The 16,987-nt window shown below is 72.3% G+C and carries 16 protein-coding genes and 5 tRNA genes; 14 read left to right on the top strand and 7 right to left on the bottom strand.

From position 1 onward, the window contains the following. Positions 1–314 precede the first annotated feature (314 nt). The 4 genes from OG335_RS14210 to OG335_RS14195 all read right to left on the bottom strand — a co-directional run bounded on the left by OG335_RS14210 (position 315) and on the right by OG335_RS14195 (position 5,512). Complete coding sequence (locus tag OG335_RS14210) at positions 315–899, bottom strand: GTP-binding protein (RefSeq protein ID WP_405011463.1); 585 nt, start codon at positions 897–899, stop codon at positions 315–317. Continuing rightward, positions 880–1,332, bottom strand: coding sequence for a DUF742 domain-containing protein (locus OG335_RS14205; RefSeq protein ID WP_405011462.1), 453 nt, complete (start codon positions 1,330–1,332; stop codon positions 880–882). The genes OG335_RS14210 and OG335_RS14205 overlap by 20 nt, the downstream gene beginning before the upstream one ends. Before the next feature lie 132 nt (positions 1,333–1,464). Next, a complete protein-coding gene (locus OG335_RS14200; RefSeq protein ID WP_405015397.1) occupies positions 1,465–1,878 on the bottom strand; it encodes a roadblock/LC7 domain-containing protein in 414 nt (137 codons plus the stop codon). Positions 1,879–1,888: 10 nt separating this feature from the next. Next, positions 1,889–5,512: a nitrate- and nitrite sensing domain-containing protein gene (locus tag OG335_RS14195; RefSeq protein WP_405011461.1), complete on the bottom strand. Its 3,624-nt coding sequence runs from the start codon at positions 5,510–5,512 to the stop codon at positions 1,889–1,891. A 462-nt stretch (positions 5,513–5,974) separates the two neighbouring features. On the opposite strand from OG335_RS14195, the gene OG335_RS14190 reads away from it, so the two are divergent. From OG335_RS14190 to OG335_RS14155, 8 genes are all read left to right on the top strand, one after another. Beyond that, positions 5,975–6,196 carry a hypothetical protein gene (locus OG335_RS14190; RefSeq protein ID WP_405011460.1) on the top strand — a complete coding sequence of 74 codons (222 nt, stop codon included), beginning with the start codon at positions 5,975–5,977 and terminating at the stop codon, positions 6,194–6,196. 181 nt (positions 6,197–6,377) lie between these two features. Continuing rightward, positions 6,378–7,178 (top strand): fumarylacetoacetate hydrolase family protein, encoded by an 801-nt coding sequence (locus OG335_RS14185; protein WP_405011459.1) that lies wholly within the window; start codon positions 6,378–6,380, stop codon positions 7,176–7,178. After that, positions 7,171–8,676 (top strand): glutamate--tRNA ligase, encoded by a 1,506-nt coding sequence (gene gltX / locus OG335_RS14180; RefSeq protein WP_405011458.1) that lies wholly within the window; start codon positions 7,171–7,173, stop codon positions 8,674–8,676. The genes OG335_RS14185 and gltX overlap by 8 nt, the downstream gene beginning before the upstream one ends. Positions 8,677–8,850: 174 nt before the next feature. Continuing rightward, a tRNA-Gln gene (locus tag OG335_RS14175) sits at positions 8,851–8,922 on the top strand. A 20-nt stretch (positions 8,923–8,942) separates the two neighbouring features. Then, positions 8,943–9,015, top strand: a tRNA-Glu gene (locus tag OG335_RS14170). Positions 9,016–9,050: 35 nt separating this feature from the next. Next, a tRNA-Glu gene (locus OG335_RS14165) sits at positions 9,051–9,123 on the top strand. 22 nt (positions 9,124–9,145) lie between these two features. Further along, a tRNA-Glu gene (locus OG335_RS14160) sits at positions 9,146–9,218 on the top strand. Between the two features lie 4 nt (positions 9,219–9,222). Continuing rightward, positions 9,223–9,297, top strand: a tRNA-Gln gene (locus tag OG335_RS14155). 149 nt (positions 9,298–9,446) lie between these two features. On the opposite strand, the gene ndgR is transcribed toward OG335_RS14155, so the two are convergent. After that, positions 9,447–10,160 (bottom strand): IclR family transcriptional regulator NdgR, encoded by a 714-nt coding sequence (gene ndgR, locus OG335_RS14150; RefSeq protein ID WP_100888419.1) that lies wholly within the window; start codon positions 10,158–10,160, stop codon positions 9,447–9,449. A 237-nt stretch (positions 10,161–10,397) separates the two neighbouring features. On the opposite strand from ndgR, the gene leuC reads away from it, so the two are divergent. From leuC to OG335_RS14130, 4 genes are all read left to right on the top strand, one after another. Continuing rightward, the gene (gene leuC / locus OG335_RS14145) at positions 10,398–11,819 is read left to right on the top strand and encodes a 3-isopropylmalate dehydratase large subunit (protein ID WP_405011457.1); all 1,422 of its coding nucleotides are present in this window, start codon (positions 10,398–10,400) and stop codon (positions 11,817–11,819) included. Positions 11,820–11,825: 6 nt separating this feature from the next. Continuing rightward, positions 11,826–12,422, top strand: a complete 597-nt coding sequence (gene leuD, locus OG335_RS14140) for a 3-isopropylmalate dehydratase small subunit (protein WP_405011456.1) — start codon at positions 11,826–11,828, stop codon at positions 12,420–12,422. A gap of 372 nt (positions 12,423–12,794) precedes the next feature. Beyond that, positions 12,795–12,983, top strand: a complete 189-nt coding sequence (locus OG335_RS14135; RefSeq protein WP_405015396.1) for a hypothetical protein — start codon at positions 12,795–12,797, stop codon at positions 12,981–12,983. Positions 12,984–13,116: 133 nt separating this feature from the next. Beyond that, positions 13,117–13,833: an HU family DNA-binding protein gene (locus OG335_RS14130; protein WP_405011455.1), complete on the top strand. Its 717-nt coding sequence runs from the start codon at positions 13,117–13,119 to the stop codon at positions 13,831–13,833. A 116-nt stretch (positions 13,834–13,949) separates the two neighbouring features. Here the strand turns inward: OG335_RS14130 and OG335_RS14125 are convergent, their stop codons facing one another. Together OG335_RS14125 and cofC are read right to left on the bottom strand one after the other, a co-directional pair. Continuing rightward, a complete protein-coding gene (locus OG335_RS14125) occupies positions 13,950–14,174 on the bottom strand; it encodes a hypothetical protein (RefSeq protein WP_405011454.1) in 225 nt (74 codons plus the stop codon). 25 nt (positions 14,175–14,199) lie between these two features. Beyond that, complete coding sequence (cofC, locus tag OG335_RS14120) at positions 14,200–14,877, bottom strand: 2-phospho-L-lactate guanylyltransferase (RefSeq protein ID WP_405011453.1); 678 nt, start codon at positions 14,875–14,877, stop codon at positions 14,200–14,202. Between the two features lie 293 nt (positions 14,878–15,170). On the opposite strand from cofC, the gene OG335_RS14115 reads away from it, so the two are divergent. Both OG335_RS14115 and OG335_RS14110 read left to right on the top strand, forming a co-directional pair. Continuing rightward, the gene (locus OG335_RS14115) at positions 15,171–15,983 is read left to right on the top strand and encodes a lysophospholipid acyltransferase family protein (protein WP_405011452.1); all 813 of its coding nucleotides are present in this window, start codon (positions 15,171–15,173) and stop codon (positions 15,981–15,983) included. Next, positions 15,980–16,981 carry an NAD(P)H-dependent glycerol-3-phosphate dehydrogenase gene (locus OG335_RS14110; RefSeq protein WP_405011451.1) on the top strand — a complete coding sequence of 334 codons (1,002 nt, stop codon included), beginning with the start codon at positions 15,980–15,982 and terminating at the stop codon, positions 16,979–16,981. The genes OG335_RS14115 and OG335_RS14110 overlap by 4 nt, the downstream gene beginning before the upstream one ends. Positions 16,982–16,987: the final 6 nt, after the last annotated feature.

Below are 16,987 nucleotides of genomic sequence, written 5' to 3'. Positions count from 1 at the left end.
GCCGGCCGCAGCCCGCTGCTGGGTGAAACTGCCATATGGGGTGACTACGGGGTAGCTGGAATTTCAGCACGTGCAGGGATGGGGGACAAACAGGTCCCCCCGACCGACCTGTGCCGAAAAAATCGGACAAATGGTGACGACTCGGGTCGAACCGGCGGGTTGACAGTGCACAGTGGATCGAAATCTTCACCAACTGTCACTGTTGATCTCGAAATGCCTACCGAACTGTTATGAGCGGATAAACACGCGCCCGCCCCCGAGCCCTGCCGGGCCGTGGAGCGGGCGCGCGCCGTCATCGGTCTTCCCGTCCCCGGTCAGCGCAGACGGGCCAGGAGGGCGTGCTCGACCAGGGTGATGAGGGCGCTCTTGGCGCTGTCCCTGCGTCGGGCGTCGAGGGTGACGACGGGGGTGTCGGGGCCGAGCTGCAGGGCTTCCCGCACCTCGTCCGCGGTGTGGGGCTGATGTCCGTCGAAGCCGTTGAGGGCGACGACGAAGGGCAGGCCGCTGTTCTCGAAGTAGTCGAGGGCGGGGAAGCAGTCGGCGAGGCGGCGGGTGTCGACGAGGACGACGGCGCCGATGGCGCCGCGGACGAGGTCGTCCCACATGAACCAGAACCGGTCCTGTCCGGGGGTGCCGAACAGGTAGAGGATGAGGTCCTCGTCGAGGGTGATGCGGCCGAAGTCCATGGCGACCGTGGTGGTGGTCTTGCCGGAGACGTGGCTGAGGTCGTCGATGCCGGCGCTGGCGCTGGTCATGACGGCTTCGGTGCGCAGCGGGTTGATCTCGGAGACGGCGCCGACCAGCGTGGTCTTGCCGACACCGAAGCCGCCGGCGACGACGATCTTCGCGGAGGTGGTGGCGCGGCTGGGGGCGGCCGCGTTAGAGCTTGCGAAGTCCACTGAGGACCCTTTCGAGCAGCGTGACGTCAGGCGCACCGCCCGACTCGCCCGCCGCAGCGGGCTGGTGGATGGTGACCAGGCCGGCCTCGGCCAGGTCGGCGACGAGAATGCGGGCGACCCCGAGCGGGACCCCGGCGAGCGCCGAGATCTCGGCGACGGACTTGACCTCGCGGCAGAGCCCGACGATCCGGGCGTGCTCCGGCAGCAGTCCGCCCGAGCGCTCGGCCGAGCTGGTGGTCGAGATCAGCGCCTCGATCGCCAGCTGGTACCTGGGCCGCGTGCGGCCACCGGTCATCGCGTACGGACGGACGAGCGGCTGCTGCTCGTAGCCGCCGGACTGCTGCTGCCCACCGTAGCCGCCGGCCTGCTGGCCGCCGTAGCCACTGCCGTACCCGTTGCCGTAGGAGCCGGCCGGTGTCGGGGGCGGGGTCATAGGTCCTCCTCGTGCTGCCGCCGTTCGCAGCGGGGTTCCAGCCGGACGGTGCCGGCTGAGGCGGTCGGCCGCCCGGGGGCGGCCGATGGTCGGTGCGCCCGACCAGGCGGGCCGGGCGCATGGGGGTCGGGATCAGTGCAGCAGGCTGCCCTGGAGTTCTGCCCGGAGGGCGGGGGTGAGGACGGCTCCGGCGCGGTCGACGAGGAGGGCCATCTCGTAGCCGACGAGGCCGATGTCCGAGTCGGGTGCGGCGAGGACGGCGAGGGCGGAGCCGTCGCTGACGGCCATGAGGAAGAGGAAGCCGCGCTCCATCTCGACGACGGTCTGGTTGACGTCGCCGCCCTCGAAGATCCGGCTTGCGCCGGAGGTCAGCGAGGTGAGGCCGGAGGCGACGGCGGCGAGCTGGTCGGCGCGGTCCCGGGGGAAACCTTCGGACATGGCCAGCAGGAGACCGTCTGCGGAGACCACCACCGTGTGCGACACCCCGGGGGTGTTGTCCACGAAATTGGTGATCAGCCAGTTCAGGTTCTGTGCGGCCTGGCTCATCTGACTCAACTCATCGCTCCTGGTGGTTCTGGCCGAAGCCGTCGAAGCCCTGCGGCTGCTGGCCGAAGTTCTGTCCCTGTCCCTGACCCGCCTGCCGGCCCTGCTGGATGCCCCGGCGCAGGTTCGTCAGACGGCCCCGCACCTCCTCGGGGCTCCGGGAGACCTGCGGGCCGGTCAGCGGCGCCGCCTCGGCGGTGCCGGAGACCAGGTTGGCCTGCGGGGTGCGCCGGGGCAGGCCCGACGTGGTCAGCCCACCGGTCGAGGGCTCGCGCACCTGCTCGGCACGGCGCCAGCGCTCGTCGTTCGCCGACGGACGCCACGGGGCGTCCGCCGCCTCGCGGTCCCGCTGCGGCTCGCCGCCGGGCCGGGCCTGACCCTGCTGCGGACCACCCTGCGGGCGGGCCTGGGGACCACCCTGCGGGCCACCCTGGGGGCGGCCCTGCGGCGGCTGCTGCGACTGCTGCTGCTGAGGAGCCTGCGGACGCTGCGGGGCCTGCGGCCTCTGCTGCTGCGGGGCGGGGCGGCCCTGCGGGGCGGCGGCGGCCGGCGAGGCGGTGCCGGGACGCTGCGGACGGTACTGCCGCTCCTGCTCCTGCTGCGGCCGCGGCCGGGACTGCTGCGGGGCACCCTGGGCCGCGTCCTCGGGACGGAACCACTGCTGGGTGTCCTCGGCGGGGCCGGTCGGCAGGGCCATCGGCTGGTTCTGCTGCTGCGGAGCCTGCTGAGGGGCCTGCTGCTGGGCCTGCTGCCCGTACGCCTGGCCGGGGCCGGGCGCCTGCGACGGGTCCGGCAGGACCGGCGCGACCAGGCCGAGGCCCAGCGGGTCGCGCGGGTCGATGTCGCTGGCCTCGAAGCGCGGGCGGGAGAACTGCACGGTCGAGTCGACCGGCTGCTGGTCGTCCTGACCCTGGGGGAGCGGCGCCTGCGGGCGGCGCTGCGGGTCCTGCTGGGCGGGGATGCCGGGGCGCTGCCCGCGGGTCTCCGGACCGTCGGCCGGCCGCTGACGCTCGGGCATCGGACGCCGGGCGCCGGGCGCCTGCTCCTGACCCGGGCCACGGCGGGGGAGACCGCCCTGGACACCGGGACCGCCCTGCGCACCGGGACCACCCTGGGCCCCGGGAACGCCCGGGGCGCCGGACGCGCCGGGCACGCGGCGCGGCTGCTGCCCGGGGGCGGCACTCTCGCGCATCGCCTGGCCGACCTCACGGGTCGGCAGGCCGCCGGCGGCGCGGCCGCCCTGAGGCTGCTGCGGCGCCTGCTGCTGCGGGGACTGGCCCTGCTGCTGGCCCTGCTGGCCGCCCATCGGGCCCTGGCCGAGCTGCGGCCGGCCGCCGGGGCCGCCGGAAGGCGCGGCCGAGGACTGGCCGAGCGCGGCCGCGGCCCGGCCGGCGAGTGCCTCGGCGGTGCTGGCACGGCCCTGCTGGCGGGGCGTCGGAGCGGCGCCGCGGCCCTTGCCGGCCGCACCGCCCGGACGGCCCGCGCCACGGCGGTCGGCCGTGTTGGTGACGTCGACGGGCAGCATGACCAGCGCGGTGGTGCCGCCGGAGTCGCTGGGGCGCAGCTGGATGCGGATGCCGTGTCGCAGGGACAGGCGGCCGACCACGAAGAGGCCCATGCGGCGGGAGACGGAGACGTCCACGGTGGGCGGGCTGGCGAGACGCTCGTTGATGTCCGCGAGGTCGTCGGGGCTGAGGCCGATGCCGGTGTCGTGGATCTCGACCAGCACGCGGCCGTCGGGCAGCGCGTGGCCGGTGACCCGGACGCGGGTCTGCGGGCTGGAGAACGAGGTCGCGTTCTCCAGCAGCTCGGCGAGCAGGTGGACGAGGTCGTTGACGACGCGGCCGGCGACCTCGGTCGACGGCACCGCGGCGAGTTCGATGCGCTCGTACTGCTCCACCTCGGAGGCGGCGGCGCGGAGCACGTCGACCAGCGGGACGGGGCGGGTCCAGCGGCGGCCCGGGTCCTCGCCCGCGAGGACGAGGAGGTTCTCGCCGTTGCGGCGCATGCGGGTCGCGAGGTGGTCCAGCTTGAAGAGGCTGGCCAGCTGGTCCGGGTCGGCCTCGCGGCTCTCCAGCTCGGAGATGAGCGACAGCTGGCGCTGGATGAGGCCCTGGCTGCGGCGCGAGAGGTTGGTGAACATCGCGTTGATGTTGCCTCGCAGGAGGGCCTGCTCGGCGGCGAGGCGGACGGCCTCGCGGTGCACCATGTCGAACGCGTGGGCCACGTGGCCGATCTCGTCCGCGGAGTCGACGCCGACGGGTTCGACGGTGACGTCGACGTCGTGCGGGTCGCTCTCGGAGAGGGTCTTGACGAGCTCGGGCAGCCGCCGCTCGGCGACGTCCTCGGCCGCGGCCTGCAGACGGGTCAGCGAGCGCACCATCGAGCGGGCCACGATCGCGGCGCCGGCGATGGCGACGATGAGCACGACGGCGATCAGCGCGGCGTTGAGCAGCGCCTCGGTGTCGGCGGTGGACTGCAGCTCCTGGGCCTTGCCGTCCAGCACCTCCAGGAGCTGGCTCTCGATCCGCTGCTCGGCGTTGATCTTGACGCTGGCGGCCTCGTACCAGTCCTGGTAGCTGCGCGGGTCGGTCTGGCGGATGCCGTTGGTGTTCAGCACCTGCTGGGTGTACCGGTCGGTGTCCGCGATCGTCTGGTTGAAGCTCAGGCTGGAGCGCAGCCTGCGGGCCTCGGCATCGCCGTAGATGGCGGTGAAGTTGGCGAGGGCGCTCTCCTCGGAGACCTGGAGGCGGATGCCGAAGGTCTCGTCGGAACCGGTGAGGTCGGCCCGCTCGGGGCGCGCCAGGGCAGCGGCGATGAGCGCCCGCTGCATGGAGCTGTTCTCCTTCGAGAGGGCGAACTGGCTCAGCGCCCGGGTGATCTTGATCAGCTCGGTGGAGTTCGACGCGATCGCGATCTCCTCGGTGATCCCGATCAGACCCTTGATGATGACGTCGTAGTTGAGGACGGTCGCCTGGATGTTGTCGCGGTTGCTGTAGGCGGAACCACGGGCCTCGGAGAGCTGGTTGAGGTCCTTGCGGACCTGCAGCAGCAGCGCCTTGCCACCGGCGAGGTCGAGCTCGTCGAACTTGTCGGCGCTGGCGGCGAAGGCCTTGCTCAGCTGGTCCGTCGTCTTCTGCGAGTCGACGATGTCCGGGTCCTGGCGGTTGCCCTGGCTCACCGTGAGCGGGCCGGCGCTGATGTCGCGCTCGGTCTCCAGCGCGTCGGCCAGCGCGGTCGCCTTGCGGGCGAGGTCCGCGAGGTCGGTCATCTGCGCGAGCTGGCGGGAGTTCTCCATGGAGACCTGCACCCGCAGGCCGCCGAGCACGAGCGCCACCATCACGGGGAGCAGCAGCAGCGCGATCAGGCGCGTCCGGATGCGCCAGTTGCGCAGCGCGAACCTGTTGAAGCCGGTTGCCCGGCGGTAGGTCAGCGTGCTGCGGAGCCGCCCGCGGGCGTCCCGCCTGTCGGCTTGATCACTTCCGTCCGTGACGGTGTCGGTGGCCGGCTCGGCGTTGCCGGTGGGCGGCCGGTCGCCCTGGCCCGTCATCGGCGCTGCCTGGTGGGGGCCTGCGGCGGGCTCGCGCGACTCCGGGTCACCCGCGGCGCCGCTGCCCTTCTTGAAACGTCCCTGCACTGGCGTCGCAACCTCTGGACCGGGCGCCCCTCCCCGCTGGCGCGGAGGGGGACGGTGTCGAGTTTTTCCGTGGCATTCCAGCACAGCGCGGGAAGTCCAACAAGGGGCGTTATGACACGGTGTCCTGAGCTACTGACCGCGCGCGCCATCTCACGGAGTGTGTGGCAACCGGTCGGTAATACGGCCTTTTTCGGACACTGGAGGGTTGCATGCCAAGCCTGCGGCGTCCCGACATGTGCGAAAAATGTCCGAGATGTGTGGAATGACGGAATATTGCGGCGATCCAGAATGCCCCGCACGACCGAAATGCATGCCAAATTGTGAGCAAAGTCACAGCCTGATGTGTAGCTTTGGTCACGGCTCCTGTGACAGGAGATCCTTAGCCTTGGCACGGTCGCGGGGAGCCTGCCCGGCTCCCGCCGCCGTAAAAGTCCCCCTCCCGGAAACCAAGGTGCCCCGCCCATGTCGCAGCCGATCACGGCCACGAAGTCCACGCTCTCCGACCAGGCCACCGCCAACCCGCGTCGGACGACCCTGGCCGCGGTCGGGGACCTCGCGCTCCTCCCCGGCGTCGCCGCCTCCCAGCAGCCCCGCGAGTACGGCCTGGAGCTGCCCGCCGTCACCGCCAACCCGCGGCGCACCCGGCTGATGGTGGCCCCGGCCCCGCGCACCCCGCAGGACTGAGCGGCCGCCGGATCGCGCCGCCGCGGACGCGCCCCCCGGGGGCGCCCGCGCACACCGAGGGGCACGGGCCGTACGGCCGGTGCCCCTCGCGGCGTCCCCGGGCCCGTGCGGCCCGGCGGCGGGCGGCCCACGCGATAGCCTGGGGATGATCGAGCAGGTCGACGAACCGAGAGGCTGCAGGGTGCGAATCGCCAGGTTTTCCGTCCGGGAAGGGAGTCCTGCCGCGGGCAGCGTCTCCTTCGGTGTCGTCGAGGGCGATGCGGCGCAACCCGATTCCCTGGTCGTCCACGCGCTGGCCGGCCACCCCTTCGGCCCGCCGCAGCTGACCGGCGAGAGCTACCGGATGCAGGACGTCCGGCTGCTGACCCCGATGCTCCCGAACAAGATCGTGGCCGTCGGCCGCAACTACGCGGCGCACGCCGCGGAGCTCGGCCACGACGTGCCGGACGTGCCGCTGACGTTCTTCAAGCCGTCCACGTCGGTGATCGGCCCGACCGAGGCCATCGCCTACCCGCCCTTCTCCTCCGACGTGCAGCACGAGGCCGAGCTCGCCGTGGTGATCGGCCGCATGTGCCGTGAGGTGCCGGCGGAGCGGGTGCCCGAGGTGATCCTCGGCTACACCTGCGCCAACGACGTCACCGCCCGCGACGTGCAGCAGCGCGAGGGCCAGTGGGCGCGCGCCAAGGGCTTCGACACCTCGTGCCCGCTCGGCCCGTGGATCGAGACCGAGCTGGACCCGTCGGACCTGGCCGTCACGTGCACGGTCAACGGCGAGCTGCGGCAGGCCGGCCGCACCTCCCTGATGGTGCGTTCGATCGCCGAACTGATCGTCCACATCTCCGAGGCGATGACGCTCCTCCCCGGCGACGTCATCCTCACCGGCACCCCCGCGGGCGTCGGACCCATCAACGTCGGCGACGAGGTCGCCGTCTCCGTCGAAGGCATCGGCACTCTCGCCAACAAGGTGATCAAGCGTGGCTAACTCCGCCCCGGGCTCCGACGTCCGGGTCCGTTTCTGTCCGTCCCCGACCGGCAACCCGCACGTCGGTCTCGTCCGCACCGCCCTCTTCAACTGGGCCTTCGCCCGCCACCACGGCGGCACGCTGGTCTTCCGGATCGAGGACACCGACGCGGCCCGCGACTCCGAGGACTCCTACGACCAGCTGCTCGACGCCATGCGCTGGCTCGGCTTCGACTGGGACGAGGGCCCCGAGGTCGGCGGCCCGCACGCGCCGTACCGGCAGTCGCAGCGGATGGACGTCTACGCCGACGTCGCCCGCCGCCTCCGGGAGGCCGGCCACGCCTACCGCTGCTACTGCTCCACCGAGGAGCTCGACGCCCGCCGCGAGGCCGCCCGCGCGGCCGGCAAGCCGTCCGGCTACGACGGCCACTGCCGCGCGCTGGACGACGAGCAGGTCGCCGTGTACGAGCGCGAGGGCCGCACGCCGATCCTCCGCTTCCGGATGCCCGACACCGCGCTGACCTTCGACGACCTCGTGCGCGGCCCGGTCACCTTCGACCCCAAGGACGTGCCCGACTACGGCATCGTCCGGGCCAACGGCGCGCCGCTCTACACGCTGGTCAACCCGGTCGACGACGCGCTGATGGGCATCACCCACGTGCTGCGCGGCGAGGACCTCCTCTCCTCGACGCCGCGTCAGATCGCGCTGTACGCCGCGCTCGCCGAGATCGGCGTCGGCCCCGGCACCACCCCGCGCTTCGGCCACCTGCCGTACGTGATGGGCGAGGGCAACAAGAAGCTCTCCAAGCGCGACCCGCAGGCCTCGCTCAACCTCTACCGCGAGCGGGGCTTCATCCCGGAGGGCCTGCTCAACTACCTGGCGCTGCTGGGCTGGTCGCTCTCCGAGGACCAGGACCGCTTCTCCATGGAGGAGTTCGTCGCGGCCTTCGACGTCTCCAAGGTCAACGCCAACCCGGCGCGCTTCGACCTCAAGAAGTGCGAGGCGATCAACGCCGAGCACCTGCGCGCGCTGGCCCCGGAGGACTTCGTCCGCCGCCTGGTGCCGTACCTGCAGGCCCCCGGCCTGCTGCCGGCGGAGCCCACCGCGGAGCAGCTCGACCTGCTCGCGAAGGTGGCCCCGCTCACGCAGGAGCGCATGGTCGTGCTGAGCGAGATCGTCGGCATGGCGGGCTTCCTCTTCGTGAGCCCGGACGACTTCGCCGTCGACCCGGACGACGCCGCCAAGGTGCTCGTCGCCGACGCCCGCCCGGTGCTGGAGGCCTCGGCCAGGGCGCTGGAGGCCCTGGAGGACTTCAGCCCGGAGCCGATCCAGGCCGTGCTGCGCGAGGCCCTGGTGGACGGGCTCGGCATCAAGCCGAAGTTCGCGTTCACGCCGCTGCGGGTGGCCGTCACCGGCCGCCGGGTCTCCCCGCCGCTCTTCGAGTCGATGGAGCTGCTGGGCCGCGCCGAGACGCTGCGCCGGCTCGCCGCCGCGCTGGAGCACGTACCGGCCTCCTGAGCCCTTCCCCGGGCGGCTGCGGCCCCGGTCGCTGACCAGGCCCGCAGCCGCCGGGGGTGCTGCCTGCGCTTATCGATTTTGGAGCGGGGCCGGGCGTCGGGTAATGTTCTTTCTGCGCCGCCCGGGCAGGGTGGCGTGAGACACCGAGGAAGACCCCGAGGGGTTGAACTCTGGTGGGGTATGGTGTAATTGGCAGCACGACTGATTCTGGTTCAGTTAGTCTAGGTTCGAGTCCTGGTACCCCAGCGCAGTACAGAGCAGTACAGGCCCCCGTTGTGTAGTGGCCTAGCACGCCGCCCTCTCACGGCGGTAGCGCCGGTTCGAATCCGGTCGGGGGTACGCAGTTCTATAATTGCAGAGTGAATAATGAGTATGCCCCCGTTGTGTAGTGGCCTAGCACGCCGCCCTCTCAAGGCGGTAGCGCCGGTTCGAATCCGGTCGGGGGTACTCAGCACCAGTGATGGTGCGGGCCCCCGTTGTGTAGTGGCCTAGCACGCCGCCCTCTCACGGCGGTAGCGCCGGTTCGAATCCGGTCGGGGGTACTTTTGGGGTATGGTGTAATTGGCAGCACGAGTGATTCTGGTTCATTTAGTCTAGGTTCGAGTCCTGGTACCCCAGCCAAACGAAGCTCCGGGAAACCGGGGCTTTTTTGTTTTTCCGCTCCGGCCCTGAACGGCTCCGGAGCATGCCGAAGGACCCGCCCGGTATTCCGGGACGGGTCCTTTCCCGGTGCCGGCCTCCGCGCGGGGTCCGCCGGAGGCGCCGGGCGGTCAGCCGCGGCGCAGCGCCTCGGTGAGGCGGTTCGCGGCCTCGATGATGGCCTGGGCGTGCATCCGGCCCGGGTGGCGGGTCAGCCGCTCGATCGGACCGGAGACCGACACGGCCGCCACCACGCGGTTGGACGGGCCGCGCACGGGGGCGGAGACGGACGCCACGCCCGGCTCGCGCTCGCCGATCGACTGGGCCCAGCCGCGCCGCCGCACGCCGCTGAGGGCGGTGGCGGTGAAGCGGGCGCCCTGGAGGCCGCGGTGCAGGCGCTCGGGCTCCTCCCAGGCGAGCAGCACCTGGGCGGCGGAGCCGGCCTTCATCGGCAGCGTGGAGCCGACCGGTACGGTGTCGCGCAGGCCCGAGAGGCGCTCGGCGGCGGCGACGCAGATCCGCATCTCGCCCTGGCGGCGGTAGAGCTGGGCGCTCTCGCCGGTGACGTCCCGCAGGTGCGTGAGCACCGGGCCGGCGGTGGCGAGGAGCCGGTCCTCGCCCGCGGCGGCGGAGAGTTCGGCGAGTCGGGGGCCGAGGATGAAACGGCCCTGCATGTCCCTGGTGACCAGGCGGTGGTGTTCGAGTGCGACGGCGAGACGGTGGGCCGTGGGCCGCGCCAGACCGGTGGCGGCGACCAGCCCCGCCAACGTGGCGGGGCCCGACTCCAGTGCGCTGAGCACCAGAGCGGCCTTGTCGAGAACGCCGACGCCGCTAGTGTTGTCCATGTCTCGATACTGCAGTCTCAGTGGGCGAGACGCAAGTTCAATCTCCCGAGAAAAGCGTCACTCTTGATGGAGCAGCCCGGGAGACGTCCAGGATCGACCCTCACCAAGGTGTCCACATCCTGGACACGACGATCCGGTGTGCAGGTCACGCCTCGCAGCGAGCCTCACCAGGGCGGCATGGGACAAGACCTCGGACACACGAGAAGGCCGGCAATGCGGCCGGCTGGAGGGAAAGCGATGGGACGGACACTCGCAGAGAAGGTTTGGGACGACCACGTCGTCCGGCGCGCCGAGGGCGAGCCCGACCTCCTGTTCATCGACCTGCACCTGCTCCACGAGGTCACCAGCCCCCAGGCCTTCGACGGCCTGCGGCTGGCGGGCCGACCGGTCCGCCGCACCGATCTCACGATCGCGACCGAGGACCACAACACCCCCACCCTCGACATCGACAAGCCGATCGCCGACCCGGTCTCCCGGGTCCAGCTGGAGACGCTGCGTCGCAACGCCGCCGAGTTCGGCGTGCGCATCCACTCGTTGGGTGACATCGAGCAGGGCGTTGTGCACGTGGTGGGCCCGCAGCTGGGCCTGACCCAGCCCGGCACCACCGTGGTCTGCGGCGACTCGCACACCTCCACCCACGGCGCCTTCGGCGCGCTGGCGTTCGGCATCGGCACCAGCCAGGTCGAGCACGTGCTGGCGACCCAGACGCTGCCGCTGGCCCCGTTCAAGACCATGGCGATCACCGTCGAGGGCGAACTGCCCGAGGGCGTCACCGCCAAGGACCTGATCCTCGCCATCATCGCCAAGATCGGCACCGGCGGCGGCCAGGGCTACGTCCTGGAGTACCGCGGCTCGGCGATCCGCAGCCTCTCCATGGAGGCCCGGATGACGATCTGCAACATGTCGATCGAGGCGGGCGCCCGCGCCGGCATGATCGCCCCCGACCGCACCACGTTCGACTACCTGGAGGGCCGTCCGCACGCCCCCAAGGGCGAGGACTGGGACGCCGCCGTCGCGTACTGGGAGACCCTCGCCACCGACGAGGACGCCGTCTTCGACGCCGAGGTCTTCATCAACGCCGACGAGCTCACGCCGTTCGTCACCTGGGGCACCAACCCGGGCCAGGGCGCCCCGCTCGGCTCCTCGGTGCCGGACCCGGCGTCCTTCGAGGACCCGCAGGAGCGGATCGCCGCCGAGAACGCCCTGGCGTACATGGGCCTGGAGGCCGGCACCCCGCTGCGCGAGGTCGCCGTCGGCGCCGTCTTCGTCGGCTCCTGCACCAACGGCCGGATCGAGGACCTCCGGGCCGCCGCCGCCATCCTCGACGGCCGCCAGGTCGCCGACGGCGTGCGGATGCTGGTCGTGCCGGGCTCGGTGCGCGTCGCTCTGCAGGCCGTCGAGGAGGGCCTGGACAAGGTCTTCACCGCGGCCGGCGCCGAATGGCGCCACGCGGGCTGCTCGATGTGCCTCGGCATGAACCCGGACCAGCTGGCCCCCGGCGAGCGCTGCGCCTCGACCTCGAACCGCAACTTCGAGGGCCGCCAGGGCAAGGGCGGCCGCACCCACCTGGTGTCGCCCCAGGTCGCCGCCGCGACCGCGGTGCTGGGCACGCTCGCGTCGCCCTCCGACCTGTCGTCCAACGTCGCTGTGGAGGTCTGAGCAGCCATGGAGAAGTTCACCACCCACACCGGCCGGGCCGTCCCGCTGCGCCGCTCCAACGTCGACACCGACCAGATCATCCCGGCCCACTGGCTGAAGAAGGTCACCCGGTCTGGCTTCGAGGGCGGGCTGTTCGAGGCGTGGCGCAAGGACGAGAACTTCGTCCTCAACCGCCCGGAGCGCCAGGGCGCCAGCGTCCTGGTCGCCGGCCCGGAGTTCGGCACCGGCTCCTCCCGCGAGCACGCCGTCTGGGCGCTGCAGAACTACGGCTTCCAGGCCGTCGTCTCCTCGCGCTTCGCCGACATCTTCCGCGGCAACTCGCTGAAGAACGGCCTGCTGACGGTCGTCCTCCCGCAGGAGACCGTCGAGCAGCTGTGGACGCTGATCGAGGCCGACCCGACGGCGGAGATCACCGTCGACCTGGAGGCCCGCGAGGTCCGCGCCGAGGGCGTCACCGCCTCCTTCGAGCTGGACGACAACGTCCGCTGGCGCCTGCTGAACGGCCTGGACGACATCAGCATCACCCTGCAGAACGAGGGCGACATCGCCGCTTTCGAGGCGACCCGCCCCTCTTTCAAGCCGCGCACGCTGCCGGTGGCCTGACCGCCCGCAGTCCCGCACGTACGCCGGATGGCCCGCTCCCCTCGGGGGGGCGGGCCATCCGCCGTTCGGGGTGCCGCGGGGGGCGGTACGGCCGACCGGGGGAGCGGAGTTCGAGCCGGAGTTCGGGTCTGACACGCACTCGGGATAGGACCGGGCATTTGCCCAAGAGGCCCCTTGCGCAGGGCATCTCGCAACAGATGGCACAATCGTTGCATGCACCGGCACGATGAACCTCCGTACGCGGGTGGCGAACCCGTGTACCCGGAGGACAACGGCGGTGCTGCCGGTGGTCGGGACGACGACCGGACGGACGACCAGACCTCACCTGCTGAGGAACCGGACGACCCGGAAGTCGCAGCGCTCTACGCGCTCGTGGCCGAGCGGTTGAAGCAAGCGCACGCTCGCGTATCTGCGCTGAACGTGTCAACGGATGCAAAGACCGCTCTCACCCGTCAACTGCTGATCGTCACGGAGACCGCCAAGCGCGATCTCCCGGGGGCGGCCCGGCGGTTGAGTCGCTTTGTGCAGGACCTCGACGCGGGGCGCCCGCCGCTCGGCTGAGGTCGCGAACGCGCAAATCCATTGCGACACTAGGGTGATTCACGCGTTTGGTAATTGAAAGTCCGCAGATACATACCTAACGTGCGAAATGAACGGATGGATTCATCCGGCGCCCGTTTCCGAAGGGGAAGACGTGAACAAGGCTCAGCTTGTCGAAGCGGTGGCCGAGCAGCTGGGCGGTCGCAAGGCTGCCGCAGAGGCCGTCGACGCAGTGCTCGACACCATGGTGCGTGCCGTCGTGGCCGGTGACCGGGTCTCGGTCACCGGCTTCGGCACTTTCGAGAAGGTGGAGCGCTCGGCGCGCTTCGCCCGCAACCCCCAGACCGGCGAGCGCGTGAAGGTCAAGAAGACCTCGGTGCCGCGCTTCCGCCCGGGCCAGGGTTTCAAGGACCTCGTCAGCGGCTCCAAGAAGCTGCCGAAGGAGGGTCCGTCGGTCAAGAAGGCCCCCAAGGGCTCGCTCACCCCGGGCAAGAGCGGTGCCACCACCGCTGCGGCCAAGCGCGCCGCCACCAAGCGCGTCGCGGCCGCCGCCGGCACCGCCGCCGCCAAGAAGACCGCCGCCAAGAAGGCGGCTCCCGCCAAGACGACGGCTCCCGCCAAGACGACGGCCGCGGCGGCCAAGAAGACCACCGCCACCGCCAAGAAGGCGGCCCCCGCCCGTACGACGGCCGCGGCGGCCAAGAAGACCACCGCCACCGCCAAGAAGGCCGCTCCGGCCAAGACGACGGCCGCGGCGGCCAAGAAGACCACCGCCACCGTCAAGAAGGCCACGGCGGCGGTCAAGAAGACCGCCCCCGCGAAGAAGACCACGACGCGCAAGACCACCGCGCGCAAGACCGCCGCCAAGTAGCCTCTGCCGGCCCTTCGGGCGACGGCCGGTCAGAGCTCGGCGACAAGCTGCGGCGGCCCGCACACCGGGAGACCGGGTGCGGGCCGCCGCATTCTCTCGTCCGGGTGCGGGCGCCCTCAGCCCTCGGCGCCCGGGTCGGGGAACGTCTGCAGCGTCACGAAGACCACCCGGCGCCCGGCGCCCTCGCCCTCGGTGCGGATCCGCACCCGCTGGCCGGGCCGCAGCAGCCGCAGGCCGCCGGCGTCGAAGGCCGCGGAGTCGAAGGGCACCGGCGTGCCGTCGTCGAGGAGCACGGAGCCCGCCCGGGTGCCGGGGTCAAAGGTGAACGCGGTGGCCTGCATGGCCGACAGCATAGCGAGCGGCCGTTCAGACCAGGGCGGCCGCCGCGGCCGCCGTCCGCGGGCCCACCCCGAGCGCCAGCGCCTCCATCAGGTCGTCGCCGGTGTCCACGTCCCGGCGCACCGAGGCGACCTGCGCGGGCCTCAGCTCGCGCGCCCCGCCGCGGGCGTGCCGCGCCCGCGAGCCGTCGCCGAACGCCGGTCGCAGCGGACCGCCGGGCGGGCAGGCCAGCAGGGTCGTGCCGAGGCCGGGGGCGTCCGGCAGGAAGGCGCGCGCGGCGGGCGGCACCGCGGCCAGCACCCGGGCCAGTTCCTCCGGCCGCAGCGCCGGAAGGTCGGCCGAGAGGGCGGCCACCGGGGCGTGCGGGGCGATCGCCGCGGCCCGGGCCGCGCCGTGCGCGAGCGCGGCGTTCAGCCCGCCGCCCGGCTCGTCGCCGATCACCAGCACCCCGAGCCGGGAGAGTTGCGCGGCCGCCTCGTCGTCCCGGGTCACCACCAGCACCCGGGCCACCGCCGGACAGGCCAGCGCCGCCGCGGCGGTGTCCAGGGCGAAGGCCAGGGCGAGTCGCGGCCGGTGCGCGCCGGCGAAGTCCGCCAGCCGGCTCTTGGCGAGCCCGAGCGGTTTCACCGGCAGTACGAGCGACCAGCCGGGCCGGGCAGGTGGCAGCGCAGGAGGCCCGGCGGGGCGTACGGTGTCCTCGGTCATCGGCGCCATTGTGGCTCCGGCTGCCAGGCCCTGACCAGGCAACCGCCTCCTGCGTGCGATTGGTCACTCGCCCGGCGCCCGGCCGGGCGGCTGCTCGACAGCCGGTCCGCCCGCGGGTGAGACTGGTCGGCGCCCCGGGTCCTCCCGGCCCTCCGGCCGGGGAGCCGCAGGTCACATCGCCCGGACGCGGCGGCGAACGCCGCTCCGGGAGTGCACCGGGGGCCCCTGCCGGGACACCGGGAGGCGACGGACGACCGCGGCACCGCGTGCCGCACGGATGGACAGGAGCTGGAGTGGCCCGCCGCTCGTACGCCAAGTTCGGCAACGCCGACTACGGGATCTGGTACCGCTTCGCGGCCGTGCTCGTGAAGCCGGTGACCAACGCGCTGGCGAGGACCGACTGGCGCGGCTGGGAGCACCTGCCGACGAAGGGCGGCTTCCTCGCGGTCGTCAACCACAACTCGGTGATCGACCCGGTGTTCTACGCCCACTGGCAGTACAACAGCGGCCGACCGCCGCGGATACTCGGCAAGTCCCAGCTGTTCTCCGTACCGTTCATCGGCTTCATGCTCCGCAAGACCGGCCAGATCCCGGTGTTCCGCGAGTCCACCGACGCGGCGGAGGCGTTCCGCGCCGCGATCGACGCCGTCAACGGCGGCCAGTGCGTGCAGTTCTACCCCGAGGGCACGCTCACCCGCGACCCCGACCTCTGGCCGATGACCGGCAAGAGCGGCGCCGCCCGCGTGGCACTGATGACCGGCGCACCCGTCATCCCGGTGGCGCACTGGGGCGCGCACGAGATCGTCCCGCCCTACGGCCGCGGCCCGAACAAGTACAACCTCTTCCCCCGGCACAAGGTGATCGTCTCCGCGGGCCCGCCCGTCGACCTGAGCCGCTACCAGGGCCAGGAACTGACCGCGCAGGTGCTGCGGGACGCGACCACCGACATCATGAACGCCATCACCGCCGTCCTGGAGGGCATCCGCGGCGAGGAGGCCCCCGTCGAGCGCTACGACATGCGCAAGGCCGCCCGGGAGCGTGCCGCCGCCGCCGCGGCCAAGGGCGACCGGGCCAAGAAGAGCGACGCCGAGGGGAGCGCCGAGTGACGCGCTGCGCCGTCTTCGGGACGGGTTCCTGGGGCACCGCCTTCGCGATGATCCTCGCCGACGCCGGCTGCGAGGTCGTGCTGTGGGGCCGCCGCCGGGAGCTGGTGGACGCGATCACCGCGACCCGCGAGAACCCCGACTACCTGCCCGGTGTGCCGCTGCCGCCGTCCGTGAGCGCCACCACCGACGCCGCCGAGGCGCTGGCCGGCGCCGACTTCGCGGTGCTCGCCGTGCCCTCGCAGACCCTGCGCGCCAACCTCGCCGCGTGGACGCCCCTGATCGAGCCGCAGACCGTGCTCGTCAGCCTGATGAAGGGCATCGAGCTCGGCACCGCCGAGCGGATGAGCGAGGTGATCCAGGAGGTCGCCGGGGTCGGCCCGGAGCGGGTCGTCGTCGTCTCCGGCCCCAACCTGGCGCCGGAGATCGCCCGCCGCCAGCCGGCCGCGAGCGTGGTCGCCTGCACCGACGAGTCCGTCGCACAGCGCTTCCAGAAGGCCTGCCACACGCCGTACTTCCGCCCCTACACCAACACCGACGTGGTCGGCTGCGAGCTCGGCGGCGCCGTCAAGAACGTCATCGGCCTCGCGGTGGGCATGGCGGCCGGCATGGGGCTGGGCGACAACACCAAGGCAACCCTGATCACCCGCGGCCTCGCCGAGACCACCCGGCTCGGACTGGCGCTCGGCGCCGACGCGCACACCTTCGCCGGCCTCGCCGGCATGGGCGACCTCGTCGCGACCTGCTCCTCCCCGCTGTCGCGCAACAACACCTTCGGCATGAACCTCGGCCGCGGCATGACCCTGGAGGAGACCGTCGCGGCGACCCGGCAGACCGCCGAGGGCGTGAAGTCCTGCGAGTCGGTGCTCGACCTGGCCCGGCGCAACGGCGTCGACATGCCGATCGTGCAGGCCGTCGTCGACGTGGTGCACAACGGCCGCCCCACCCAGGAGGTGCTGGCCGGCCTCATGGCGCGCTCGGCGAAGGCGGAGCGACGGTGACGGGAA

The sequence above is a fragment of the Kitasatospora sp. NBC_01539 genome (genome assembly GCF_045040525.1).
GTDB lineage: Bacteria > Actinomycetota > Actinomycetes > Streptomycetales > Streptomycetaceae > Kitasatospora.
Note: the sequence above shows the minus strand (reverse complement) of the source record. Positions and strands in the feature narration are given on the sequence as shown.

Coding starts and splice junctions, on each gene's coding strand:
- leuC (WP_405011457.1), top strand. CDS start 10,398: ATGGGACGGACACTCGCAGAGAAGGTTTGGGACGACCACGTCGTCCGG.
- OG335_RS14190 (WP_405011460.1), top strand. CDS start 5,975: ATGTCGCAGCCGATCACGGCCACGAAGTCCACGCTCTCCGACCAGGCC.
- OG335_RS14200 (WP_405015397.1), bottom strand. CDS start 1,878: ATGAGCCAGGCCGCACAGAACCTGAACTGGCTGATCACCAATTTCGTG.
- leuD (WP_405011456.1), top strand. CDS start 11,826: ATGGAGAAGTTCACCACCCACACCGGCCGGGCCGTCCCGCTGCGCCGC.
- ndgR (WP_100888419.1), bottom strand. CDS start 10,160: ATGGACAACACTAGCGGCGTCGGCGTTCTCGACAAGGCCGCTCTGGTG.
- cofC (WP_405011453.1), bottom strand. CDS start 14,877: ATGACCGAGGACACCGTACGCCCCGCCGGGCCTCCTGCGCTGCCACCT.
- OG335_RS14205 (WP_405011462.1), bottom strand. CDS start 1,332: ATGACCCCGCCCCCGACACCGGCCGGCTCCTACGGCAACGGGTACGGC.
- OG335_RS14125 (WP_405011454.1), bottom strand. CDS start 14,174: ATGCAGGCCACCGCGTTCACCTTTGACCCCGGCACCCGGGCGGGCTCC.